General features: G+C 66.1%; 21 protein-coding genes. 10 read left to right on the plus strand and 11 right to left on the minus strand.

Annotation, left to right across the window (positions count from 1 at the left end; genetic code table 11):
* Positions 1 to 7: 7 nt before the first annotated feature.
* Together QQ25_RS11480 and QQ25_RS11485 are read right to left on the minus strand one after the other, a co-directional pair.
* Positions 8 to 2,176, minus strand: a complete 2,169-nt coding sequence (locus QQ25_RS11480) for an Rv1355c family protein (RefSeq protein ID WP_039378827.1) — start codon at positions 2,174 to 2,176, stop codon at positions 8 to 10.
* Positions 2,173 to 2,928, minus strand: a complete 756-nt coding sequence (locus tag QQ25_RS11485; protein WP_039378828.1) for a hypothetical protein — start codon at positions 2,926 to 2,928, stop codon at positions 2,173 to 2,175. The genes QQ25_RS11480 and QQ25_RS11485 overlap by 4 nt, the downstream gene beginning before the upstream one ends.
* Positions 2,929 to 3,387: 459 nt before the next feature.
* On the opposite strand from QQ25_RS11485, the gene purU reads away from it, so the two are divergent.
* From purU to QQ25_RS30590, 5 genes are all read left to right on the plus strand, one after another.
* The gene (gene purU / locus QQ25_RS11490; RefSeq protein ID WP_039318604.1) at positions 3,388 to 4,278 is read left to right on the plus strand and encodes a formyltetrahydrofolate deformylase; all 891 of its coding nucleotides are present in this window, start codon (positions 3,388 to 3,390) and stop codon (positions 4,276 to 4,278) included.
* 22 nt (positions 4,279 to 4,300) lie between these two features.
* Entirely contained in the window at positions 4,301 to 4,753 is a 453-nt protein-coding gene (locus QQ25_RS11495) for a MaoC family dehydratase (protein ID WP_039318606.1), read from the plus strand.
* 123 nt (positions 4,754 to 4,876) lie between these two features.
* Positions 4,877 to 6,229, plus strand: a complete 1,353-nt coding sequence (locus QQ25_RS11500) for a flavin-containing monooxygenase (RefSeq protein WP_039378829.1) — start codon at positions 4,877 to 4,879, stop codon at positions 6,227 to 6,229.
* Positions 6,226 to 7,149, plus strand: coding sequence for an alpha/beta hydrolase (locus tag QQ25_RS11505; protein WP_039378830.1), 924 nt, complete (start codon positions 6,226 to 6,228; stop codon positions 7,147 to 7,149). Before QQ25_RS11500 ends, QQ25_RS11505 begins: the two co-directional genes overlap by 4 nt.
* 140 nt (positions 7,150 to 7,289) lie before the next feature.
* A complete protein-coding gene (locus QQ25_RS30590) occupies positions 7,290 to 9,380 on the plus strand; it encodes a hypothetical protein (RefSeq protein WP_052235780.1) in 2,091 nt (696 codons plus the stop codon).
* Between the two features lie 24 nt (positions 9,381 to 9,404).
* Here QQ25_RS30590 and QQ25_RS11515 read toward each other — a convergent pair whose 3' ends face one another.
* Genes QQ25_RS11515 through QQ25_RS11525 form a run of 3 tightly spaced genes read right to left on the minus strand, consistent with a single transcriptional unit; the run spans position 9,405 to position 12,992 of the window.
* Positions 9,405 to 10,883 (minus strand): class I adenylate-forming enzyme family protein, encoded by a 1,479-nt coding sequence (locus QQ25_RS11515; RefSeq protein ID WP_052235781.1) that lies wholly within the window; start codon positions 10,881 to 10,883, stop codon positions 9,405 to 9,407.
* A 7-nt stretch (positions 10,884 to 10,890) separates the two neighbouring features.
* Positions 10,891 to 11,712, minus strand: coding sequence for a mycofactocin-coupled SDR family oxidoreductase (locus QQ25_RS11520; RefSeq protein ID WP_039378832.1), 822 nt, complete (start codon positions 11,710 to 11,712; stop codon positions 10,891 to 10,893).
* A 56-nt stretch (positions 11,713 to 11,768) separates the two neighbouring features.
* On the minus strand, positions 11,769 to 12,992 hold the full coding sequence (locus QQ25_RS11525; protein ID WP_039378834.1) for an acyl-CoA dehydrogenase family protein: 1,224 nt from the start codon (positions 12,990 to 12,992) through the stop codon (positions 11,769 to 11,771).
* Between the two features lie 81 nt (positions 12,993 to 13,073).
* On the opposite strand from QQ25_RS11525, the gene fabG reads away from it, so the two are divergent.
* The 5 genes from fabG to QQ25_RS11550 are packed head-to-tail and all read left to right on the plus strand — an operon-like array spanning position 13,074 to position 18,161.
* Positions 13,074 to 13,862, plus strand: a complete 789-nt coding sequence (gene fabG, locus QQ25_RS11530) for a 3-oxoacyl-ACP reductase FabG (protein ID WP_052235782.1) — start codon at positions 13,074 to 13,076, stop codon at positions 13,860 to 13,862.
* A complete protein-coding gene (locus QQ25_RS11535) occupies positions 13,859 to 15,091 on the plus strand; it encodes an acetyl-CoA C-acetyltransferase (protein WP_039378835.1) in 1,233 nt (410 codons plus the stop codon). The genes fabG and QQ25_RS11535 overlap by 4 nt, the downstream gene beginning before the upstream one ends.
* Positions 15,088 to 16,281 (plus strand): acyl-CoA dehydrogenase family protein, encoded by a 1,194-nt coding sequence (locus QQ25_RS11540; protein WP_039318043.1) that lies wholly within the window; start codon positions 15,088 to 15,090, stop codon positions 16,279 to 16,281. The genes QQ25_RS11535 and QQ25_RS11540 overlap by 4 nt, the downstream gene beginning before the upstream one ends.
* Positions 16,282 to 16,284: 3 nt before the next feature.
* Complete coding sequence (locus QQ25_RS11545) at positions 16,285 to 16,953, plus strand: GntR family transcriptional regulator (protein WP_039318046.1); 669 nt, start codon at positions 16,285 to 16,287, stop codon at positions 16,951 to 16,953.
* 20 nt (positions 16,954 to 16,973) lie between these two features.
* Positions 16,974 to 18,161, plus strand: a complete 1,188-nt coding sequence (locus QQ25_RS11550) for a CaiB/BaiF CoA transferase family protein (RefSeq protein ID WP_039318049.1) — start codon at positions 16,974 to 16,976, stop codon at positions 18,159 to 18,161.
* A 1-nt stretch (position 18,162) separates the two neighbouring features.
* On the opposite strand, the gene QQ25_RS11555 is transcribed toward QQ25_RS11550, so the two are convergent.
* The 6 genes from QQ25_RS11555 to QQ25_RS11580 form a co-directional block, all read right to left on the minus strand.
* Positions 18,163 to 18,990, minus strand: coding sequence for a TIGR03619 family F420-dependent LLM class oxidoreductase (locus QQ25_RS11555; RefSeq protein ID WP_039318052.1), 828 nt, complete (start codon positions 18,988 to 18,990; stop codon positions 18,163 to 18,165).
* Positions 18,991 to 19,070: 80 nt separating this feature from the next.
* Positions 19,071 to 20,570 carry a class I adenylate-forming enzyme family protein gene (locus QQ25_RS11560; RefSeq protein ID WP_039378836.1) on the minus strand — a complete coding sequence of 500 codons (1,500 nt, stop codon included), beginning with the start codon at positions 20,568 to 20,570 and terminating at the stop codon, positions 19,071 to 19,073.
* A complete protein-coding gene (locus tag QQ25_RS11565) occupies positions 20,563 to 21,999 on the minus strand; it encodes a class I adenylate-forming enzyme family protein (protein WP_039378837.1) in 1,437 nt (478 codons plus the stop codon). The genes QQ25_RS11560 and QQ25_RS11565 overlap by 8 nt, the downstream gene beginning before the upstream one ends.
* Positions 21,992 to 23,440: a class I adenylate-forming enzyme family protein gene (locus tag QQ25_RS31335; RefSeq protein WP_039378838.1), complete on the minus strand. Its 1,449-nt coding sequence runs from the start codon at positions 23,438 to 23,440 to the stop codon at positions 21,992 to 21,994. The genes QQ25_RS11565 and QQ25_RS31335 overlap by 8 nt, the downstream gene beginning before the upstream one ends.
* Entirely contained in the window at positions 23,440 to 24,219 is a 780-nt protein-coding gene (locus QQ25_RS11575) for an enoyl-CoA hydratase/isomerase family protein (protein WP_039318064.1), read from the minus strand. The genes QQ25_RS31335 and QQ25_RS11575 overlap by 1 nt, the downstream gene beginning before the upstream one ends.
* A complete protein-coding gene (locus QQ25_RS11580; protein ID WP_039318067.1) occupies positions 24,219 to 25,034 on the minus strand; it encodes an enoyl-CoA hydratase/isomerase family protein in 816 nt (271 codons plus the stop codon). Before QQ25_RS11580 ends, QQ25_RS11575 begins: the two co-directional genes overlap by 1 nt.
* Position 25,035: the final 1 nt, after the last annotated feature.

Genomic DNA, 25,035 nt, shown 5'->3' on the forward strand with positions numbered 1-25,035 from the left:
ACGTGACTCAGCCGTACTGTGGCGTCGAACCCGTTCTGGCTCGGCGCCGGCTGCGTACGGCCGGACGCGGCGCGTAGGACAACCGGAGCACCAGCGCCTGTGATTCGTCGCGCTCGGTGGTGGTCAACCTGCGAAAAGCGTACTGCAGGTCGCGTAGCGCGTCGGCATGCCCGGGCGAGAGTTCGTCGCGGTCCCGGTCATCGTGGGCGTAGAGGAACACCGGCGATACGGGTTGCACGGCGAGTCCGCGGCGCTGCGCGTCGACCCAGACCGCCTCGACAGCCGATCCGGCCTTGGCGTAGTCGGTCAGCCGGCGGCCCCGAATCGAGACGACCGCCAGTGCCGAGCTCGAGGTGACGCGGTCGTATGTGTCCTCACCGAGTGCCGTGCCCGCGTCCCAGTCCGCCAGCTTGGCCATCACCTCGGGCCGGCGCAGGATGTCGAGAATCACCATGTCCGCCGGCGGCAGCCCGAGCGTCGTCACATCGATACCGGTATCGGGTTCCGGATCTCCGGGCCAGCGCAGTTCCGACATCATCTCCCGGTGCAGGTTCGGGGTCAGATAGCGGATCCGGTCCGCCTCGGCGAGTATGCCTGCGGCAGCCTCGATCTCTGCCCGATCGCGCAGGATCCTCAGATCGGCGCCCTCGTTGCGGGCGGATGCCCGCAGACCGTCGAGTACGTCGGTGGGTATCGGAGCCGAGGTGCCGCGGAGTCGGTTGGTCTCCCGGGCCAGCATCGGTTCGTAGAGCGCGGCCAGTTCCGGCGCACTGCCGGGGGAGAACTCCCCGACCCCGTACAGCGGCGTTCCCTCATCTCCGCGGGACCACTCGATGTGGCCGGTGAGGCCGTGCGCGGCGGCGGCCACCCGTGCGTTGAACGCCGCGGCGCCCAGCGCCACCGCGCTGCCGCGGTACCCGACGTCCATGGCCGTGGTGTATTTCGTCGCCAACCGAAGGGTGATCCGATCGTCGCTCGTCTCGATGTGCCACGGCTGGACGTTGCCGCCCGAGGGTGCGCGAGTGGCCGCGTCGGTCAGGATGTCCGCCAGCCCGCCCGGTGCGGCCTGGATGTCTGCCGGGACGGGTGCGGGTTCCGGCGCCGGCGCGATGACGAGCGGATCGCCGATGCGGTCCAGCGCGTCGGCGACATCGACGCGGATCCGCCCCGACGGCATCGGCTCACCCAGCCCGATGCGCCGCACGGCATTGGCGACGACGGTCGCCCCGAGTACGACCTCGGAGGCCAGTTGGGGCCAGGTGCTCAGGGTCTTCCCGACCTCCACCAGTGAGGCCGCCATCCGCGGTGAGAGCTGGGCGGCGTCGAGAATGCGCAGGACATGTGGCACCTTGTCCTTGCTGCTGAGCCCGGCCAGATCGCGCGCGCTGACATCGCCGAGGAGACCATGCAAGATCGGCCGCGCAGGTTCCAGGTCGAACCGCTCGACGTCGAGCAGCCCACGGTCGCCGGTGGTCATCAACACCGGCAGCCGGCGGCCCCGGGCCGCTTCGCGGACAAGAACTTTCGCGTCCAGTGAGTCGCACTCCTCGACGACGATGTCAAGCCCGTCCAGGAACGCCTCGATGGACTCGGGCGCCGCACCGTTGCGATCGATGTCAACCCTGATGTACGGATCGATCTCGGCAATTCGGCGTGCGGCGACCACCGTCTTGTTCAGTCCCAGGTCGAAAACGGTTCCGGGAACCCGGTTGAGGTTCGCCAATTCGAGTTCGTCGAAGTCGGTGAGGCGGATCTCGCCGCACAGGCCTTCGATGGCGAGGTTGTGGGCGATGGCGTGGCCGACGCTGAGCCCGATGACACCGATCCTCAGTCGCGACAGTCGCCGCTGTTCGTCGGCGCTGACGAGATTGCGGTTGCGGTCCAGGCGTAGTCGGTTGAAGGCCGACGGCCCCAGAATATGGACCAGACACCGACGCCACGGGTAGTAAGCCCATCGGGTCGGCTCGTCGAGCATTTCCTCTCCGACGGCGGGAACCAGCCCGCGCAGCGCGGCCTGCTGCTCGCCACATTCATCGATGACGCTGATGCGCGGGTCCCGCCGGAGCTCGCCGAGGGTGAATTCGTCATTGATGAAGATGGCGCGATGCTGATCGGGGTGGTCGAGCTCGCCCAATTCGGAATTCTCGATGCTTGCCTGAATGTTTCTGGCGCTCATCGTCCCGCCGCGATCCCGGCACCGACGTCGAAGCCGGGTGCGACCGTGTGCGAGCCGATTCGTTGCGCCTCGGCGAAGTAACGCGACAGTTGGCCCGGATCTGCGTGGTTGGCGAATGTTCTGCTGTCCCACCACATCATCTTCGTCTGGTAACGCTCGTCCGGATAGGGGGTTGCCGGAATTTTCGCCGCGAGGACGCCGCCCGAGGACAACCAACGTTTGAGCACATAGGCCGCCGCCGTGGCCATGGCAAACTGAATGTCCAACAGTGTCATCGCATGCAGCGGCATACGCGCCAGCGTATCGGTGAGTGCGCGGCTCTGTTGCGGGTCGTCGCAGACCCACGCGGTCTTCATCTCGACCACTCCGAACGGCAGACGGTCGGCGATCATCTTGCGTACCGAGTCGAGTGCGGGCTGTCCGTTCCATTCGATGAGCGCGTGACTGTCCTCGACTGTCCGATGCGGGCCCTTGGCCCGCAGACCGCCGACGACGCGGCCGGCGCTGTTGATGCCGACACTGAACAGCGCCGTATCCTCGCCCGTTCGCAAGGTTTTCGGATCCAGCGCGCACTCCACACCGTGTTTGCGGTAATTGGACTGGGCTCCGCGGACATATTCGTTCCACAGCTCACGCTCGGCGGACGGTTTGGCCACGACGATCGTGCACTCGCTGTCGGGGTCCCACCAGCTTGGGCTTTCGTCCAATGTCATGCAGCGGCGGCCTGTGGCATCGAGTTGGGGAGCGGTCATCTGCAATCCATTTCGTCGGTCAGCCGTGCCTTCCAACTGGACGGCTGATTTTGTTGTGTAGCACGGTTGTGCGAATACGTGTGATGAGTATTGCGCCGCCTCGCAGTGGAATTCCAGCGAGCCGAGAAATCTTGTCCAGCGGTGTGTTGAATTGCATCGGGGTCACTCCGATTTACTCACGGGTACATGCAATTTTGGCAAATTCAGAAATGGCCGTTTATGCGTGTATATCCGCCTCAGGGTCCGGTATGGCAAAAAATTCGAATTGACGCCGACGCCGAATGGGTGAGCGCTGGGAGGCGGGACAGCCTTTTGCTGCGGAGGCACTCAGCCAGCCCACCGGCGATAGCATGCCGCGGTGAATGGCGATCGACTTCAGGCGGGCCCGGCGCTTTCGCGCGGGTGTTGCATTGGCGGGTTGTGGCTCGGCCATCCCGGCCGGATGAGATTCTTGTGGTGATGACTCAGGAGTATCCGAAAGCAGCGGGCCTGCCGGTCCGCGATATGGGCCGGCTGCTGCTGCGCTGTGCGGACCGGCCGGGCCTGGTGGCGGCGATCAGCGGGTTTCTCACCGGGGTCGGTGCCAACATCGTTTCGCTGGATCAGCACTCCACGGAACAGTCCGGCGGCACGTTCATCCAGCGCACGATCTTCCACCTGCCGGGCCTGGCCGCCGTCCGCGACGATCTGGAGCGCGATTTCCGGCAGCAGGTGGCCGGGCCGTTCGAGATGGACTTCCGTCTCACGGAGGCCGCCAAACCCAAACGCGTGGCATTGATGGCCTCCCGGGAGGACCATTGCCTGCTGGATCTGTTGTGGCGCAACCGGCGCGGTGAGCTCGACATGTCGGTGGTCATGGTCATCTCGAACCATCCCGACCTTGCCGATCAGGTGCGCGCGTTCGGTGTGCCGTTCCTCTACGTTCCGGCCACCCGGGAGAACCGGGCCGAGGCCGAGCAACGGCTCTTGGAGTTGTTGCGCGGCAACGTCGATCTGGTGGTGCTGGCCCGGTACATGCAGATCCTCACGCCGGAGTTTCTCGATGCCGTGGGCTGTCCGCTGATCAACATCCATCATTCGTTCCTGCCCGCGTTCATCGGGGCGGCGCCGTACCGCCGGGCCAAGGAGCGCGGGGTGAAGTTGGTCGGTGCGACAGCGCATTACGTGACCGGGGATCTCGATGAGGGGCCGATCATCGAGCAGGACGTGGTGCGAGTGGACCACCGCCACTCGGTCGGCGATCTGGCGCGGCTGGGCGCGGACGTGGAGAGGCTGGTGTTGTCCCGAGCGGTGCTGTGGCACTGTGAGGACCGCGTAATCCGGTTCGGGAATCAGACCGTAGTCTTCTGACCACGGTTCGAGAGGAGTGAGCGTGAAAGTCTTCGACGGTCTTGACGAGTTCGTGGCGGCAAAGGGCACCGAGCTGGGCCCGACCGAATGGATGGAGATCACCCAGGACCGGGTGAACCTGTTCGCCGATGCCACCGACGACCACCAGTGGATTCACGTCGATCCGGAGAAGGCGGCCGGCGGCCCCTTCGGCGGCACCATTGCCCATGGTCTGCTGACCCTGTCGCTGCTGCCGCATTTCACCCATCAGCTCTACCGCGTCGACAACATCGCGATGGCGATCAATTACGGCTACAACAAGGTTCGATTCATCACTCCCGTCCGCGTGGGCTCCAAGGTGCGGGCACGTGCCGCGATTGCCGATGTCGCCCAACTCGACGGCGCGGTGCAGGCGACCATGACGGTGACCGTCGAGATCGAAGGTTCCGACAAGCCGGCCGCTGTGGCCGAGTCGATCGTGCGCTTCATCGCCTGACGATTTCTCCCGTTCTCCCGCTTGCCGGGGACTGCTCGCGGTTTCTGACAGTTGTCAGAATTCATTGACGGCCGTCAAAGCCCGCTGTTAGTGTTCTGCATCACAACGTGAGGGAGCACTGGATTGCAGCATTCACTGCCGCGGACCGCCATCATCGGCGCGGGCATCAGCGGGCTCACCGCCGGCAAGATGCTCAAGGACTACCGGGTGCCGTACACGACGTTCGAGACCTCGGACCGCATCGGCGGAAACTGGGCCTTCGGCAATCCGAACGGACACAGCAGCGCCTATCGCTCCTTGCACATCGACACCAGTAAGCATCGGTTGTCGTTCAAGGACTTTCCGGTCCCCGAACATTTCCCGTCGTTCCCGCACCATTCCGACATCAAGGCCTACTTGGACGCCTACGCGAATGCCTTCGGGTTGTCGGAGCACATCGAGTTCAACAACGGCGTGGTGCACGCGGCCCGGGTCGACGGCGGTGGTTGGGAGATCGAGGATCAGGCCGGCGCCCGCCGGGAGTTCGATCTGCTCGTCGTCGCCAACGGGCACCACTGGGACCCGCGGCTGCCCGATTTCCCCGGGACGTTCACCGGTGAGGAGATCCATTCGCACCACTACGTCGATCCCAAGGAACCGCTGGAGCTGACCGGCAAGCGGATTCTGGTGGTGGGCATCGGCAACAGCGCCGCCGACATCACCGTGGAGTTGTCGTCCAGGTCGCTGCAGAACCGCGTGACGCTGTCCACCCGATCGAGCGCCTGGATCGTGCCGAAATACATTGCGGGACAACCGGGTGACAAGTACTTCCGCACCAATCCGTATCTACCGCTGTCGTGGCAGCGCAAGATGGTCCAGCTGATCGGGCCCATGCTCGGTACCGATCCGACGATGTACGGGTTGCCCGCACCGAATCACAAACTGTTCGAGGCGCATCCGACGCAGTCCGTGGAATTGCCACTGCGGCTGGGCTCGGGCGACGTCGTTCCCAAGCCCAACGTGTCCCGGCTGGACGGTGACACCGTGCATTTCGAGGACGGGACCAGCGACGTCTTCGATGCGATCGTCTACGCCACGGGCTACAACATCACCTTCCCGTTCTTCGATCGCGATCTGGTCAGCGCCCCCGGCAACCACATCCGCCTCTACAAGCGGATGTTCAAACCCGGGATGGACGATCTGGTGTTCATGGGTTTCGCGCAGGCGATCCCGACGCTGTTCCCGTTCGTGGAATGTCAGTCGCGGTTGTTGGCCGCCTATGCGGTCGGGCGCTACGCCCTACCGCCGGTGCCGGAGATGGAGCGGGTGATCGACGCCGATCAGGAACTTCACGGCGGACATTGCACCGACCGGCCACGGCACACCCAGCAGGTGGACTACTTCTATTACGAGCACGACATCCGCACGCGGGAGTTGCCCGCCGGGGCCAAACGAGCCGCCGATCGCGTCGGCGCTGTCGCGGGGGTGACAGTGTGACCTACACCGAGCTCACGTTCTATTCAGCGGGCGACCGGTGTAGCGCTTGGCATTTCGGCGCCACAGGTGAGGAATTCACCGGGCCCGCGGGGCGACCTGTGGTGGTGATGGCCCACGGGTTCGGCGGCACCAAGGACTCCGGACTGCAGCCGTTCGCGGAGCGGTTCAGTGCGGCGGGCCTGGACGTGCTGGCGTTCGACTACCGCGGTTTCGGAGCTTCCGAAGGGCAACCGCGGCAAAGTGTTTCGGTCGAGCGCCAGATGGCGGACTACGGCGCGGCTGTCGTAGCCGCCCAACAACTGCCCGGAGTGGATCGCAGCCGGGTGGTGCTGTGGGGATCGTCGTTCTCCGGCAGCCATGTCCTGCGGGTGGCCGCACAGTGCGCCGATGTGGCGGCGGTGATCGGCATGACCCCGCTGACGAGCGGGCTGGCTGCCAGCCGCGCGGCGGTGGCGCACCGTGATGTCGCATCGGCACTGCGCTGGACACTGGCGGGCGTGAAGAGTCGGGTGGCGGTGGCAGCGGGCCGGGCGCCGACGTTGATGCCGCTGGCGGCCAAAGCGGGGGAGTCCGGTGCGCTGGCACTCGACGGCGCCTACGACAGTTACCGCGCCATCGCCGGGCCGACGTGGCGCAACGAAGTCGATTCGGCCATCGGGATGGAGCTCGTGCAGATCCGCACCGGGGCCGCGGCCAAGGCGCTGAAATGTCCTGTGCTGATCCAGGTTGCCGACTTCGACCGGTTCGTGCCTGCCAACTCGGTGACGAAGACGGCGGTGCAGGCCAGGGCTCAGGTCCATCACTACCCGTGCGACCACTTCGACGTCTGGCCCGGCCATGACTGGTTCGACACCGCCGCACAGGACCAGGTCAAGTTCTTGGCCCGGACGTTGGGCAGGACTCCAGTGGCATCGGGTTGAGCCGGTCGGATTCGTTGCGCCACAACGGCTGGTTCATGTGGCGTTATACGAATCGAGTAGTCGGCTACTCGCGCCCCGCTCCGGGTACCCGGCCATGCTGAATCCTGCTGGATTTCCCATCCACAGGACAGGACACCGCCATGGCCAAGAATGTCCGACTCGGCATCATCCGGGCACGACACGACACCAGTAAGCCCTACATTCCCGATGCCGCCTGCCTGGCCATGTTCATGACCGGCGAGCACTCCATCTTCAGGTACTGGCAGAACACCACCCGCGGATATCTGGACTTTCTGGATTCGTCGATGTTTCCGTGGGTCGACATCGTGCTGGGTGCCGACACCAGCCGGGACACGCAGGCCACCGCGGCCGTCAACGCGCTGCGCGCGGCATTCCCCGATCCGGACCCGCTCGCCGGCCTGGAGGGCCTGGTCGTCATCACCTACCCCGCGAACAGTGGATTCGACGGCGGTACCACGGGCGTCGCCGGTCTACCGGTCGCTGTCCTGCCTGTGATGAGCAGCGACCACACCTTCATGTGTCACGAGGTGGGCCACGTGCTGGGTTTCGACCACACCTTCGGGCTCGACAACAACGGCACGGACTGGGATCCGAACGATGCCACGATCATCGTCGGACCCGAGTACGGATCGCCGTACGACCTGATGTCCTCGGCCTCGTTCGGCAGTCGCTGGTTGGGTGCCGGGCCGACGTACTCGGCCAACCCGACGTTCGTCGGGCCCAACATCGCCAACTGGCCGAATGCCGCGGCGTTCTCGATGGGTCCGCACCTGTCGCGGGCGAATCTGCACCTGAAGATGCCCGGGGCGCTGGCCGGGCGCGTCATCGAGCGTCCCTTCCCGCAGCCCGGCGCCACCGTCACCGCGAATATCGTGCCCGCATCCGCGTCCTCCGGTAACTGTGCGCTGATTCTCCAACCGCCGGGCGAGCCGGCCAACGGCACCGGGCGGGTGTACGTGGAATACCGGATACGGGACGGGTGGGATGCCGGGATGGATCCGGTGGGTCCGGACGTGGCGCGTGAAGGCGTGGTGGTTCACTCCCTGGTTGACCAGCCAAATGTGGGCGTGTGCGCGTGGTACCGCGGTTGTATTCCATCGGTATCGATGGATCGCGATCTCGCGGTGGCGACGACGTCGCTGGTGGTGCGCGTCGACGCGGTGGGCCCGAACGGCGATTGGGTGGATCTGGCTGTCACGGTCGGGGCCGGTCGCGCCGTCGAGATCGTGCCCGGATACCACTCCGACGACATGGTCGGAGTCGTGGGCGAGCTGCGGGAGGGCACTACGCCGTGCGGCGACATCATTCGGGAGGGCAGCTTCGCGACGGCGACGACTACCCAATTCGGATTGCGAACGGCCGGTTTCGGCGGCGGCGGTGAGCCCGGCGCAGCACCGCCCACCGCGGCCTGGACTGTCGGCGGTATACCCGTGAGCGGCACGGGCGGAAAGATCGATGTTCCCGTCGGGGACGTCACCTTCGAACTGGAATACACGATCGACCCGCTGGTGTTCGAACTCGGGCTGACGTCGCGGGGCGGGGAACGTTACGAGACCCCGGTCACCGTGACCGTTACCGGCGAAGGGACGACGGCCACCACGAGTACGACGTTCAGCGCGCTGGGCTGGTTCGACGGAATCCATCCGGACGACATCGGCATACTCAGTAACTGCCTGCGCCGAATCATCGACAAGTACCGGGTGGTGGTAGCGCCTCCGTTCCGTAAACCCAGCCCGGACCCGCCGTGGGACACGCCACTGCTCCGGCGCCGGCGCGACGTGGTGTGGTTCGACAAGGCAGTCAGGCTCATCCGTCAATTGCCCGGTCTGGTTGTCGAGGGCCGCACGGCATTGATGCAGCTCGTGGAGCTCCAGGTTCAGCCCGTCCCCACCATGCTGGAGCGGTTGGACGTGATCGGCGTGGACTACAGCGTCTCAGCGGCCGACATCACCGACTGGCTGAACAACCCGGAGTTCACTCCCTACCCGGCGCTGGCCGACTCGCTGCTGAATTTGTTTGACGGGAAGCATCTTCGACGTCCGGTGTACCTCGACGTGATCGCGTTCAACTACGAGAGCTCGCCCGGCAACCCCTCGCCGCGCCGAGTGGATGACGTCGACGCCGGTGTGCTCAAAGCCGCCGTCGTCGAAGGCTCGAACAATCGCTATGGCGAGGCGGTGTCGAACTTCCAGGAGCTGCTGGCACCGTGATCGGAGCAGGGCACCGGGACGCCGCTAAGTGTCCGGAGAAAATAATGCCGCGACGTCTCCCGGCCGCACCTTGAGAGCGGCGTTGCGGGGAAGCGCGTCCACGACCGCCACGGCCACCGGCACGTGATGGCTCGGAAGCGCCTCCCGCACCAGATCTTTCAATTCTGTTTCGGTGGGCGTGACGGCATCCCGGCGCAGCTCGACCGCGGCGAACGGAACGGCGCCGAGGCGGACGTCGGGCACGCCGACGACGCAGGCGTCGAGCACGCTGGGATGTGAGATCAACACCCGCCGAACGGTTTCCGGTAGGATCTTGAAGCCGCCGCGGTTGATGGCGCCGTCGCCACGCCCGTGCAGGGTGACGAATCCGTCGTCGTCGATGGACGCCAGGTCGGTCGTGCGCACCCAATCCGGCCCGATGGCCTCCACACGGGCTTCGAGCAGCCCGATGGCGCCGGTGGGAGTCTGGGCGCCGGTGTCGGGGTCGACGATGCGGACGCGTACGCCCGGCAGCGGCCGTCCCACGCTGTCGGGTTTCGCTGCGCCGTACCGGCTGTACAACTCGGGTGTCCAACTGCATACGGACCCGGCGAATTCTGTTGCACCGTAGGCCCACAACAGTGGTATCCCGTAACGATCCTCGAACTCGGCCCGCAACTCGGGCTCCAGAGGCCCGGACCCGCCAGAGAGGCCTTCCAGCGACGCCAGGTCCTCCGCAGGGACGTCGGCCTGCAACAGCATCCGCAGGATCGCCGGTTGCACGCCTGCCCGGGTGATCCGGTAGGTCTTGATCGCCTGGACCCACTCGTCGACGCTGAACTTCTCCAGCAGCACCATGCGCTTGCCGGAGCACGGCGCGGCCAGCAGCTGGCAGACACCGATGCTGCCGAACGGCCAGTACACGAGGGCAGGCGGCGTGTCGGGGCCCACCTCCTCGGTGCCCGCGCCGATCGTCATGCTCAGCACCGTGTGAGCGAGCACGTTGGTGGCCACCGGGATTCGCTTGGGGGGTCCGGTGGTGCCACTGGTCAGTATGTGCAGGCCCGACTGTTCCAGTGCACGGTCGTGGCTGCTTCCCGGTTGCCGTGCTGCGGTCACGCCGACCGCGAGCGGATCGCCCGACAGTGAGAGACCGGCCGATCCCGCTGATGCCACCGCGGCGTGCAGCTCGGGTGTCCAGTCATCGGTGTCGGCGACAATCGCCGGCAGGGCGAGGTTTTCGGCGTCCCGGGCGATCGCGGTCGCGGATTGGTACGAGTAGATCATCACCACCGGGCGCCGTGTCGCGATGAACCCGAGGATGGTCGCGGCGTGGGCCACCCGGTTGCGCACCACGATGCCGACGGGCTCGTCAGGTCCGACGCCGGCATCCGTCAAGGCGACCGAGACCCGCTCGATGAATCGCGTGATCTCATTGCCCGTGTACCACTTTCGGGCGAACTCGATGAACGGACGGTCGCCGTAGGCCTCCAGTCCGGCCGCCAGGTTGTCGGCGAAGTCCATCGCGCAGTCAGTACTGCGAGGACCCGAGATCGACTGAGATCGCCGAAGCGGTAATGCATTTGGATTCGTCGGATGCCAGCCAGCAGACCGTGTCGGCGATGTCCTCGGCGGTGCTGATGTACGGCGGCATCATCGGGGTGCCCATGTGGGCCAGCTGCGGGTTGGTGTCGCCGGCGCGTTGCAGCGCACCGATCATGTCGCCCGTGCCCATGTCGGTGGCCACCGGTCCGGGGTGCAGGCTGTTGACCCGGATCGAGTGGGGCCCGAGTTCGGCGGCAAAGGCGCGGGCCATGCCCGTTACCGCGTGCTTGCTGGCCGTGTAGTGAATCATGAAGGGCTGCATGCTTATTCCTGCTGCCGAGCTGATCAGGATGACCGACCCGCCGTTGCCGCCGTCGATGATGTGCTGGGCGCCGGCCATCACGGCGTTCCAGGTTCCGGTGACATTGATGTCGAGGACGTCGCGGAAGTCTTCGGGAGAGATCTGGTTCCAGGCCTGCGGCGCCGAAACGCCGGCGTTGGCCACGATGACGTCGAGGCCACCGAACTCGGCTACGCCGGTATCGACGGCGGCGGTCAGGGCGCCCAGGTCACGGGTGTCGGCGACGACGGCGTGGATGCGACGGCCGGTCTTCTCCACCAGGCGCACGGTCTCGTCGAGATCCTCCGGGGTGGCCGGGTTGTACGGCACGCACGATGGCAATGGCCCGGCGATGTCGACGGCGATGATGTCGGCGCCCTCGTCGGCCAGCTTGACCGCGTGTGCGCGGCCCTGACCGCGCGCTGCTCCGGTGATGAATGCAACCTTGCCGGACAACCGGTCAGCCATACGCGCTCCTCATATCGTGGACATCACTGTAATGCGTTCGATAGTAGCGTCGCCGTTCAGAGCTGACGCTGGGCGGCCTTGACCAACCCGCCGCCGATAATGAGTCGCTGAATCTCGCTGGTGCCCTCGTAGAGACGCAGCAGCCGGACCTCCCGGTAGATGCGCTCGACCGGGACCTCACGCATGTAGCCGGTGCCGCCGTGGATCTGTACCGCGAGATCGGCTACGTTGCCTGCCATTTCGGTGCAGAACAGCTTGGCCGCGGACGGGGCGATGCGACGGTCCTCACCGGACACCCACTTGGCTGCCGCATCACGAACCAGCGCGCGCCCGGCGAGTACGCCGGTCTGCTGATCGGCGAGCATGGCCTGCACCAGCTGGAAGCTGCCGATCGGCTGGCCGCCCTGGGTGGCCGAGGCGGCGTAGGCGACCGATTCGTCGAGCGCGCGTTGTGCGGATCCCACTGCGAGTGCCGCGATATGGACCCGGCCGCGCGCAAGGGACGTCATGGCGGCCCGGTACCCGACGTCTTCGCTGCCGCCGACCAGTGCGCTGTCGGGGACCCGTACGTCATCGAAGGCGACATCGGCGGTCCAGGCGCCTTCCTGGCCCATCTTGGCGTCTTTGACCCCGACCTGAACACCCTCGGCGTCAGCGGGCACGAGGAAAACGGCGATCCCCGGACCGGCGTCGTCCGCGGGCCGCGTGCGGGCGAACACGACAAACAGGTTTGCGGTGGGTGCGTTGGTGATGAACCGCTTCTGACCGGTGATCACCCAGCCCGCGTCATCCGCGGTGTTGATTCCCCGGTCGCTGCGCTCCTGCCCGCCGATGCGAACCGCCTTGGTGCGCAAGCCGGCCGGGTTGGATCCGGCCCCGGGCTCGGTCAGCGCGAATGAGGCGACGACATCGCCGGAGGCGATGCCTTCCAGCCACCGGGTCTTCTGCTCATCGGTTCCGAACGCCACCAGCACCTGCCCGGCGATGCCGTTGTTGGTACCGAACATCGACCGCAGGGCCAGCGACGTGTAGCCGAATTCCATTGCCAGTTCGACATCTTGGGCAAGGTTCAGCCCGAGGCCGCCCCACTGCTGGGGTATCGCGTAACCGAACAGCCCCATGTCCTTGGCTTGCTGGCGCAGGTCGTCGGGCACCTGGTCGGTGGCCAGGATCTCGTTCTCGCGGGGGACGACGGCGGTGCGGATGAAGCTGCGGGTCTGCGCGAGGATCTCTCCGAAGTCCTCGTCGCTGACTTCGGTGGTGGCCGCGGTGGTGGACACAGGGCAGCTCCGTTTCTTCGCATGAGATCCGTGGGGATGGCCCGCGTTGGGGCGACTGCTTGCCAATATCGTATATGAAATATGATCTGGGTCGGACAGAGCCCTCACGATCGGAAGTTAGGTGATCAGGTGTCGTTGCTGAGCGGTCGGACTGCAGTGGTGACGGGCGGTGCCCAAGGTCTTGGCCTGGCCATCGCCAGACGCTTCATCGACGAGGGTGCCCAGGTGGTGCTCGGCGATGTCAACCTGGAGGCCACCGAGGCGGCGGCCCAGGAACTCGGCGGTCCCGAGGTTGCCACCGCGGTCCGTTGTGACGTGACGTCCTCGGCTGAGGTCGAGGCGCTCGTGCAGGCCGCCGTCGAGCACTTCGGCGGGCTGGACATCATGGTCAACAACGCCGGGATCACCCGGGACGCCACCCTGCGCAAGATGACCGAGGAGCAGTTCGATCAGGTCATCGCGGTGCATCTGAAGGGCACCTGGAACGGCACCAAGTCGGCTGCGGCGATCATGCGGGAGAACAAGCGCGGGGCCATCGTGAACATGTCCTCGATCTCGGGCAAGGTCGGCCTGGTCGGTCAGACCAACTATTCGGCGGCCAAGGCCGGCATCGTCGGCATGACCAAGGCCTCGGCCAAGGAACTCGCGCACCTCGGGGTGCGGGTCAACGCCATCCAGCCGGGGCTGATCCGCTCGGCGATGACAGAGGCCATGCCGCAACGTATTTGGGATCAGAAGCTGGCCGAGATCCCGATGGGACGCGCTGGTGAACCCGACGAGGTGGCCAAGGTCGCGCTGTTCCTGGCCAGCGACCTGTCGTCGTACATGACCGGCACGGTGCTCGAGGTGACCGGCGGTCGGCACGTATGAGTACCAGTGTGAGTTCCCGCGAGGCGGTCATCTGCGAACCGGTCCGCACCCCGATCGGCCGCTATGGCGGCATGTTTCAATCGCTGACCGCCGTCGAACTCGGTGTCGCCGCACTCAAGGGGCTGTTTGAACGCACCGGTGTGGCGCCCACAGATGTGGACGATGTCGTTCTGGGCCACTGCTATCCGAACAGTGAGGCCCCGGCCATCGGCCGGGTGGTGGCTCTCGATGCCGGGTTGCCGGTGACGGTTCCCGGCATGCAGGTGGACCGGCGGTGCGGTTCCGGATTGCAAGCGGTGATCCAGGCCTGCCTTCAGGTGCGCAGCGGAGACAACGATCTCGTGGTCGCCGGCGGCGCCGAGAGCATGAGCAACGTCGCGTTCTACTCGACCGACATGCGGTGGGGCGGCGCTCGCAGCGGCGTCCAGATCCACGACGGGCTCGCACGCGGACGTACCACGGCCGGTGGACAGTTCTATCCGGTGCCGGGCGGAATGCTGGAGACCGCCGAGAACCTGCGCCGCGAGTACGGCATCACCCGTGCCGAGCAGGACGAGCTTGCGGTGCGTTCGCATCGCAGCGCCGTGGCGGCCCAGGAGTCGGGTGTCCTGGCTGAGGAGATCATTCCGGTGACCGTGCGCTCACGCAAAGGCGAGACGGTGATCGATACCGACGAGCACCCGCGTGCCGACACCACGGTCGAGGCGCTGGCCAAGCTCAAACCCGTTCTGCTCAAGCAGGATCCGGAGGCCACCGTGACCGCGGGCAACTCCAGCGGCCAGAACGACGCCGCGTCCATGTGCATCGTGACGACTCCGGAGAAGGCGGCCGAGCTCGGCCTGCGGCCGCTGGTCCGGCTGGTGTCGTGGGGATGCGCGGGCGTCGCACCCAACGTCATGGGTATCGGTCCGGTGCCTGCCACCGAGGTCGCCTTGGCCAAGGCAGGCCTGCAACTCAGCGAAATCGATCTGATCGAGCTCAACGAGGCGTTCGCCGCCCAGGCATTGGCCGTGATGAAGGAATGGAAGTTCGGCGAGGCCGACTTCGAACGCACCAACGTGCGGGGATCCGGTATCTCGCTGGGACATCCGGTCGGGGCGACCGGCGGACGGATGCTCGCCACCCTGGCCCGGGAACTCGATCAACGTCAGGCCCGCTATGGGCTGGAGACCATGTGCATCGGCGGCGGGCAGGGCCTGGCCGCTGTATTCGAGAGGGTGGCACCGTGACCAGACTCGCGCAGACGTTGGGGCTCAGCGAGTTCCAGACCGAGATCGTCACGACCGTGCGGCAATTCGTCGACAAGGAAGTGATCCCCACCGCCCAGGAGCTGGAGCACTCCGACACCTACCCGCAGGCCATCGTCGACAAGATGAAAGAGATGGGCCTGTTCGGGTTGATGATCCCCGAAGAGTACGGCGGGCTCGGCGAATCGCTGCTGACCTATGCGCTGTGCGTCGAGGAACTCGCCCGCGGCTGGATGAGCGTGTCGGGGGTGATCAACACCCACTTCATCGTCGCCTACATGATCCGCCAGCACGGAACCGATGCCCAGAAGCAGAAGTTCCTGCCGCGCATGGCCACCGGTGAGACACGCGGCGCATTCTCGATGTCCGAGCCCGAGTTGGGTTCGGACGTGGCGGCCATCCGGACCCGGGCCAAGAGGCACGACGACGGCACCTACACGATCGACGGCCAGAAGATGTGGCTCACCAACGGCGGCAGTTCAACCCTGGTGGCCGCGCTGGTCCGCACCGACGAAGGGGCCGACAAGCCGCACCGCAACCTGACCGCTTTCCTGGTCGAAAAGCCCACCGGCTTCGGTGAAGTCGTTCCCGGGTTGACGATTCCCGGGAAGCTGGACAAGCTCGGATACAAGGGCATCGACACCACAGAGCTGATCTTCGACGGCTATCGAGCCAGTGCCGACGATGTCCTCGGCGGCGCCACCGGGCAGGGCTTCTTCCAGATGATGGACGGGGTGGAGGTAGGTCGGGTGAATGTGTCTGCGCGTGCTTGTGGGGTGGGCATCCGCGCCTTCGAGTTGGCGGTGCGTTACGCGCAACAGCGGGAGACCTTCGGCAAGCCGATCGCCGAACACCAGGCGGTAGCCTTCCAATTAGCCGAGATGGCAACAAAAGTCGAGGCCGCGCACCTGATGATGGTCAACGCCGCCCGACTCAAGGACTCCGGCGAACGCAACGACGTGGCTGCGGGCATGGCGAAGTATCTTGCCAGTGAGTTCTGTTCCGAGGTCACCCAGCAGAGCTTCCGAATCCACGGCGGCTACGGCTATTCCAAGGAGTACGAGATCGAGCGGCTGATGCGCGACGCACCTTTCCTGCTGATCGGTGAGGGCACCAGCGAGATTCAGAAGAACATCATCAGCAAGCGGCTGTTGTCCGACTATCGGGTCTGAACCGTGTCCATACCCGATTTCGCGGCACGGCCGCAGCTGGCCGAGGATGTGGCACGGCTGATCCGGCGGCGGATCTTCGACGGCACCTACCCGGCGGGCAACTACATCCGGCTCGAGCAGCTGGCCGCCGAGCTGGGTATCAGTGTGACGCCGGTGCGGGAGGCGTTGTTCGGCTTGCGAGCCGAGGGGCTGCTGACCCAACAGCCCCGGCGCGGGTTCCTGGTGCTGCCCGTCACCCGCCGGGACATCGACGACGTGGCCGGTGTGCAGGCCCACATCGGCGGACAGCTGGCGTTGCGGGCCGCCGGCCAGATCAGCGACGCGCAGCTCGATGAACTCGACCGGATCCAGCGGGAGCTGGAAGAGGCGTATGCGCGCGACGACCATGAGGCCGCGGTCCGGCTCAACCACGCCTTCCATCGTGGCGTCAACCGGGCGGCCGAATCGCCGAAGCTCGCTCAGCTCATGTCCCAGATCACCCGTTACGCACTGGAATCGGTCTACCCGACGGTCGAGGGCTGGCCCGAACAGTCCACGCACGACCACCGCCGGGTGCTGGCCGCGCTGCGGGCCCGCGACGGGGATTCGGCTCGCGATGCCATGGCCGAACATCTGTGTGCGGCGTCCAAGCCGTTGACCGATCACCTCGACCGGTTGGGTGTGTTGGAGTAGCCAAGAGAAAAAGGTGCGTAATGGCAGGCGTTCTCGACGGGATACGGGTGCTCGACTACGGGCGGTTCATCGCCGCGCCCTGGTGCAGCGCGATCCTGGCCGACATGGGCGCGGACGTGCTGCGAGTGGAGAAGCGCGAAGGCGGGGAGGATCGTTGGGTTCAGGCCGTCACCGAAGGCGGTGAAGGCGGAACCTTCCTGCAGTGCAACCGCAACAAGCGCTCGCTGACGTTGGACTCCACCACCGCGGAGGGCGCCGAGATCACCCGGCGACTGGTGGCGAGCGCCGACATCGTGGTCGCCAACATGCCCGCGGCCGGAATGCGGGCCAGCGGTTTGGATTACCAGACGCTGAAGGCGGTCAAGCCCGACATCATCCTGGCCAGCGCGACGGCCTACGGTGAGGGTGGTCCCTACAGCGACAAGATCGGCTTCGACGGGGCCGGGCAGGTGATGTCAGGGGCGGTCTATCGGCAGGGTCTGCCGGAACAACCCATCCGAACCGTCGTGCCCTACGCGGATTTCGGGACGGCGCTGACGTTGACGATCGGTGTGATGATGGCGTTGTATCACCGCGACAAGACCGGGGAGGGCCAGCACGTCGAGGGTGCGCTGCTCCCCACCGCGCTGATGCTGTCGAACGCCTTTCTGATCGAGCGGGAACTACTGCAGGTCGACAAGCCCCGGATGGGCAACAAGGGCGCTTCGGTCGCGCCGTGCGACCTCTATCGCACCGCTGACGATCAGTGGGTCCTGTTGCAGGTCGCCGGACAGCCCATGTTCAAGCGCTGGTGCCGGCTGGTGGGGCGCGAAGAACTGTTCGACGATCCGCGCTTCGCCAACGACGACATCCGCTGGGCCAACGGCGACGTCCTCAACGACATCATGGCCGACTGGTGTGCCGACAAGACCAAGGCCGAAGTGATGGACCTGTTGGAGAAGGCGAAAATGCCTGCCGCGCCGCTACATTCCCCGCAAGACGTGCTCGATGACCCGCATGTGCAGGCCATGGGCTACCTCCAGCGGGTGCCGTTCCCCGGCGCATCGCGCGACGTACCGATCATCGAAACGCCGTTCCGGATGTCGGCGACGCCGGGCACGATCCGGCATCGGGCCCCGCTGCTCGGCGAGCACACCGACGAGGTGCTCGCCGAGATCGGCTATGACGCAGGCGCGATCGCGGGTCTGCGAGCGAACCAGATCGTGTGAGTCAGAGACTCTCGCCGATGGACTGCAGAGCCTCGAGTTGATCGCAGAAATGCTCGGCGCTGCTCGCCTGCACCGAGCAGTTGGCGATCGTGGCACCGACGTCGCGTAACCGGCCCAGCCGTGTGCGTGCGGCATCCGGGTCGCCGAGCGGGTCCAGCGCCGCACCGGGGGACAGGACGATGTCGAAATCCGCGGGCAGCTGACGAGACCCGAGGAACTCGGCGATGGTGTCAGGCGACAGGCCGAAAGGCATCCAGCCGGTGCCGAATTCGACGGCGCGACGTAGCGAGCGTTTGGTGCGACCGCCCACCCACACTGCGAGATCCGTCCTGGGCGCGTGGGGCTCGATGGCGAAGCCGTCGACCACCGGCTGCCCCCACGCGTCCCGCAGCTTGGCGATGTCGCGGTCGGCCGCGGCTCCGCGATCGTTCCACCGGGCACCGAGCAGCTCGAATTCCTCGGTGAGCGACCCCACGCCGACGCCGAGGATGAGGCGTCCACCGCTGAGCCGGTCCAGGGTCCCATAGCTCTTGGCCAGCGCCACCGGATGGTGGTACGGGAGTACCACCACCGCGGTGGTCAAGCGAATGCGTCGAGTCCGCGCGGCCAGGAATGACAAGGTGGCCAGAGGATCCCAATAGACCGTCCCGCGCACTGCTGCGGCCGAGGCTGGTATTCCCGTGTGCTCGGCACACGTGAGGTGGTGAAACCCCAACTTGTCTGCCGCCTCGGCGACCAACGCCAGCTCATCGGGGCCGGCGCCGGCCTCCCACGGGGAGAACTCGCCGGGGTGTTGCATCACGATGGGTGTGGATAGCCCGAGTTTCATGGCGCTGCCTCCTTGATTGGATCCTTGCAAAGCTGACGGCGGCGACGACGGCCAGGTCGGTGGCAGCCTGCCGTTGGTGGTCACCGCTCACGGTCCCTCAGCATCGCGCGCAGCGCGGCGTTGTCGATTTTTCCGGTTGCGCCGCGCGGGACGGCGTCCTCGTCGTCGAGGAGCAGCCACAGCGTCGGCACCTTGAATGAACTGATGGCTTCTCGCGTGGCCGCACGTAGTGCCTCCACCGACAACCCGTCGCCCACTATCGCCGCACCGACCTGATTGACCTGGCCGTCAGGAACATTGGCCACATACGCCTCGCGGACCCCCGGAATCGATCTCAACGCCCGCGCCACCTCACTCGGATACACCGTGGCGCCGCGGACCTTGAACATGTCGTCGGATCTACCGCGGTAGAACAGGAATCCGTCGTCGTCGAAGTATCCGAGATCGCCGGTGGGGTAGTAGCCGTCGGCGGTGAACACCTGCTCGCGGCTGCGCCGGCAGATTCCCCGCATCACGTGCGGGCCGCGTATCTGGATCGCCCCGATTTCGCCATGGGGCAGCGCCCCGCCGGTCGCGGTGTCGACGATGCGCACGTCCATGCCGTCGAACGGCTTTCCGCAGCTGCCCCACGCCGATGCGGGCATGTCGGTGTCCGCCCGGAATCCGCAGTACGGGCCGAACGATTCGGTCATCCCCAACAACGCCGCCCGTGCCCCGGGCCGTGACCGCATCCCCTCCGGCAGCAGCGCCTCCAGGCTTCCTGGTCGCAATGAGCTCAAGTCTGCGGTACCGGCGTGGCGGGCCAGTGCCTCGGCCTGCTCGGGCCAGCCGCGGAACAGCGTCACCCGTTCGCGCTGAAGCAGTGCGAGAGTCGAGTCGGGGGTGGGTATCGGTTCGGTCACCAGAGTCGCACCGGCCACCAGGGCCGACAGGATGCCTGCGCCGAAGCCGCCGACCCAGAAGAACGGCATGGGCAGGTACAGGCGGGTGTCGGCGGTGATGCAGCGTGCATCGAGGCCGGCCCGGGTGGCGCCCAGAGCATTTCGGTGCGAGTGCACCGTTCCCTTCGGGGGACCGCTGCTTCCCGAGGTGAACATGATCACCATCGGATCGCTCTCTCGTACCTGCGCGGACATCGCGTCAGCCACACCGCGGGGCCCGGCGAATCGCAGCGCCTGCTCGGCGGTCCACACGGTGTGCAGGGCAGGCAACCGATCCGGGTCCACCGCATAACGATGTCCACGGAACTCCTCGACCACGATGAGGAACTGCACCGAGGCCATCCGCAGCTGGGCTGCCAGTTCGGCCGGACGCAGCAAGGTGCTCAACGGCACCAGCACCGCACCGATCCGCATCAGCGCGAGGGCGATGCGCACCCAGTCCACCCCATTGGGCATGACGAGGCCGACGCGTGACCCCTTGGTGATGCCCTGCGCGATGAACCCCGCGGCCAATTCGGCTGTACCGGCGTCAAGTTCGGCGTAGGTGAGGCCGGCATCGGGGTCGACTACCGCGGACGTCGTGGACGACGAATGAGCGCGCAGCAGTGCGTCGATGGTGTCGGGTTCTCGATCAGACACCGAACAACCTCGCCAGTGCGGGCACGTCCGGTTTGCCACTGGACAGTGTCGGCAACTCGGCGGGACGGCACACCGCGAATACGCGGGGAATCTTGTAGGCCGACAGGGTGCCGCGCAGTTCGGTCCGGACCGCTTCGATGTCGACTCGGCCATCGGTGACGATGACCGCGGCGACGATCTGTCCGCGCTCGTCGTCGGGCAACCCCAGGACATGTGCGGTGAATCCCAATGCTGCCAGCGCCTTCTCGATCTCACCGGGGGTGACGTTGGCACCGGTCGTCTTGATCATCGCGCCCGCGCGGCCGAGAAAGTAGAAGTAGCCGTCGTCGTCGATGCGCACCAGATCACCGGTGTGAAACCAACCGTCGGCGTCGAAGCAGTCCTCACGATTGCGTCCGTAGTAGCCCTGCATGACATACCGACCGCGGACACACAGTTCGCCTGATGCCGTCACTTTGGTCTCGAACCCGGGAGCGGGCTTGCCATAGCTGCCGCGCCGCTGCTCAGGTTGGTCACCTTCGTCGGCGTCGATCAACAGCACGCTGCCGGTTTCCGTCATTCCGAGCATGTTGTGACGAAGTTCTGGGTCGGGAGGTCGGGCGTCGGGGGCCATGATGGGGTAGAGGTTGCCGCGTCGTGCCGAAAAGTGCCGGTCCGGATAGCTCGGGTGACGGGCCAGGTGGGCGATGCCGGAGACGAATCCGTTGGTGATGGTGGGGTTTTCGGCCTCGATGAGATCGAGAGTGGCGCCGGCATCGTCCGCGTTCGAACAAATCAGGGTCGCCCCGGCTGCGATCGTGGCCAGCAGACCGAACGCGAAGCCGCCGACCCAGAAGAACGGCGAGTTGCAGAACAGCCGGTCAGCGGCGGTGAGCCCACGGATCTCGTTGAGATTGCGCTGATGTCCGATCAGCGACCCGTGAGTGTGCACGACACCTTTGGGAGAGCCGGTGGATCCTGAGGTGTAGATGATGGCCAGTGGATCGCATCCGTCCACATCGTGCTCGATATCAGCCAAGGTCGGGATGTCGGCGCGCGGCATATCGAACAACACGTGCCGAAGACACGGTGTCTCGATATCCGCGAGGCGTTGCACGTAGTCGTGATTGCGGAAGGTGCGCGCCGACAGCAGGATCGCGGTATCGCTGTCGCGAAGTTGGGTATGCAACTCGGTGGCGGTCAGGAAGGTGGAGTACGGCACCACGACCGCACCGATGCGTGCGGCAGCCAACATGCCCACCACGAAATCGACACCGTTGGGATAGAGCAGTCCGATGTGCGTGCCCTTGCCGGCGCCGAGCGCGATCAGGCCGCCGGCCACCTCGGCCGAACGCCGCTGTGCCTCGGCGTAGCTGATCCGCTCGTCATCGCAGTTCAGCAGTGGGCGCTGACTCGCCCCACGCAGCAGCCCGGCAACAGTGTCAGACACGAGAGGCGAAATGATCCCGTACTGCGCCCAGATCGGCTTTCCCGGAAGGTGTTCGGGGAATCGTCTCGACGATGACGATGTCGGTGGGGATTTCGTAACGCGCCAGACGGCCGTGTAGGTATTCGAGCAGAGCGTCGACGGTGGTCGTGCCGTGCAGCTCCACCATGGCCACCGGTGTCTCGCCCAATCGGTCATCGGGCATGCCGATCACGGCCGCCCCGCGGACGGCCGTGTGGCCCTCCAGCGCCGTGCGGACATCGTCGGGCATCACCTTGAACCCGCCTCGGATGATGGCCTGATCGGCACGGCCGAGGATCCAGACGAATCCGTCGGCGTCGATACGGGCCAGGTCGGTGGTGCGCAACCAATCGGCATCGGCATCGAACTGTGCCGGTTTGACCTCCAGCAAGCCTGTCTCGTCCGGCTTGAGCGGAGTGCCGTTCTCATCGACCACCCGCAGCCGGGCGCCGGGATTGGCCCGCCCGACACTGCCACGCTTGGCTTTCCAGTATTTCTGGTGATCGGCAAGCGTCCAGCCGGCCACCCCGCCGCCGAACTCGGTGGCGGCATACGACGTCAGCACCGGGATACCGAACTTCTCGGTGAATGCGTCGGCGTCGTCGGCGGACAGGGGCGCGGTACCCGAAGTGACGGCGCGAATACCGGCGAGGTCGTCGCGGGTGAGGTCAGAGTGCAGCACCATGCGCAGCGCAGCCGGCACCAGCGAGACCGCCCTGGGCTGATGCTCGCGGACCGCAGCAGCCCAGCGCGCCAGGTCGAACTTGGGCAGCAATACGAAAGGCCGGGCCTCGGCGATGCACAACAGCACCCGGAACACGCCGCCGACATGCACCAGAGGAGAGTTGACGATCGCCACACCCCGCCGCAGTTCGGTTGGTGGCGGCGCGGTTTCGGGATCGCGGCCGATGACGCTGCGGGCCAGCATGTCGTAGGTGAGGTCGACGCGTTTGGGTGGGCCGGTGGTGCCGCTGGTCAGCATCCACACCGCCACACCCGGGCGCCCTGCGTCCTGGGACGGTCGGGTGGCGGGGCTGATCTCAGGCTCGGTATCGAGATCGTGGATCGTCACCGTCGTCGTCGTGGCCGACGGCGTTGCCAGGGTGGCGATGTCCTCGGCCAGGCCGACGAGTACCGGCAGCCCGAGGGCGTCGATGTCGGCACGGGTGCGCTCATCGCCGCGGGATGGATTGATCACGACGACGGTGCCGCCCGCGGCCAGTACACCGAGCAGTGCCGCCACATGCGCGGGCTGATTGCGCAGCATGATGCCGACCCGCATGCCGGAAGACGCCGCGCTGATGCGCCGCGCCAGCGTCGCGACCTGGCCCCAGGTTGCCCACCGGCCGTCGAACTGGATGGCGTGCGCGGCCGGATCCAGATCGAGAACCGCATCGATGCGCCGTGAAAGGGGATGGGCCATCAGCGGATCCGGGGCGCTGTCTTGGGCACAGGACGGCCGGCCAGTTCCGCCTTGGCGATCGGGTTGCCGAGCCGGGTGTAGATGAGTCCCTGATCCATCGCGGCACGGTAGGGCTTGTCCAGGGACTCCCAGATCGCCTTCACGGTTCCCTGCGTGGCCGTTGGGGGTTTCGCGGCGATGGTGGTGGCGATCTCGTTCGCGCGGTCCCACAGCTGATCCCTCGCGACCACCTCGGTCACCAGGCCGATGCGCAGCGCGGTATCGGCGCCCACGCGTTCGTCGTTGCCCATCAACGCCATTCGCAAGGTATCGCCGAGCCCGATGCGGCGCATCAGCCCGACCGGCTCCAGCGCCGACACCAAACCGGCACTGACGTGGGAATCGAAGAACGTGGCCTCCTGCGAGCAGATCACCACGTCGGCTTCGTTCACGAAATACAGCGCGCCTGCCGTGCACATGCCCTGCACCGCGCACACCACGGGCTTCCACATCTTCTGCCACTTCGGGCTGAGAAGTTCGCCTGGGTCTTCGTGGTTCCAGACGATCTCGGGCTGGCCGTAGCTCGACTTCACGTCCAGGCCGGCACTGAACGCCCGGTCACCGGCTGCGCGCAGCACCACGGCGTTGATGCCCTCGTCGGCCTTGATCGTGTGCCAGGCGTCGCGCATCTCATTGCACATCGTGCGGTTGAACGAATTCAGCGCTTCGGGGCGGTTCAACGTCACCGTGGCAACGCGAGATCCGTGATCGAGGTCGAGGAGGATGGTGTCGAATGACATTACCGCGCCTGCCAGTTGGGCTTGCGCTTCTCGACGAACGCCCGCGGCCCTTCGAGGGCATCCTCGGTGCGCACCACGCGCTCGCGAAATGTCTCGGCCAGGATCTCGGCCTCGTGCAGCGGCAGGTCAAGCGTCTTGTGGATGGCCAGCCTGGTTCCCCGGACCGCCAGCGGCGCGTTGAGACACACGGTGTCGGCGATCTCGTGTGCGCGTTCCAGCAGGCGAGAGTGTTCGACGATCTCGGTGATCAACCCCAGCTCGTAGGCGCGTTCGACGGTCATGCGTTCGTGCTTGCCCATCAACGCCATTCGCAGCGCCACCGAGCGGGGGAGGGCGCGGGCCAGGCGCACCATCTCGCGGGCCGCCACCAAGCCGATGCTCACATGCGGATCGAAAAACGTTGCCTTGTCCGAGGCGATCACGATGTCGCCGGTGGTGACCCAGTCCAAGCCGGCGCCGCAGCAGATGCCGTTGATCGCCACCACGACCGGCTTGGCCATGGTGCGGAACGGCGGGGTGCCCTCCTGCGGTGCCTCCCATTGCTCGTAGGTGGACAGGTAGGGTCGCTCGTTGACGACCTTGCCGTCGCCGGGGATTTCCTTGACATCGGCCCCTGTACAGAACGCACGGCCGGTGGCGGTGACGATCATCAGCCACACGTTGTCGTCGTTCTCGGCCTCGGCGTAGGCGGTCCGCAACTCGGTGATCATGTGTGGTGACAGCGCATTGAGCGCGTCGGGCCGGTTCAAGGTGATGGTGGCCTTGTGGCCGTCCACCTCGTACTTGATGGTCTCGTACGTAGCAAAAGTGGTCATC

It is taken from the genome of Mycolicibacterium setense (assembly GCF_000805385.1).
Classification (GTDB): Bacteria; Actinomycetota; Actinomycetes; order Mycobacteriales; family Mycobacteriaceae; genus Mycobacterium; species Mycobacterium setense.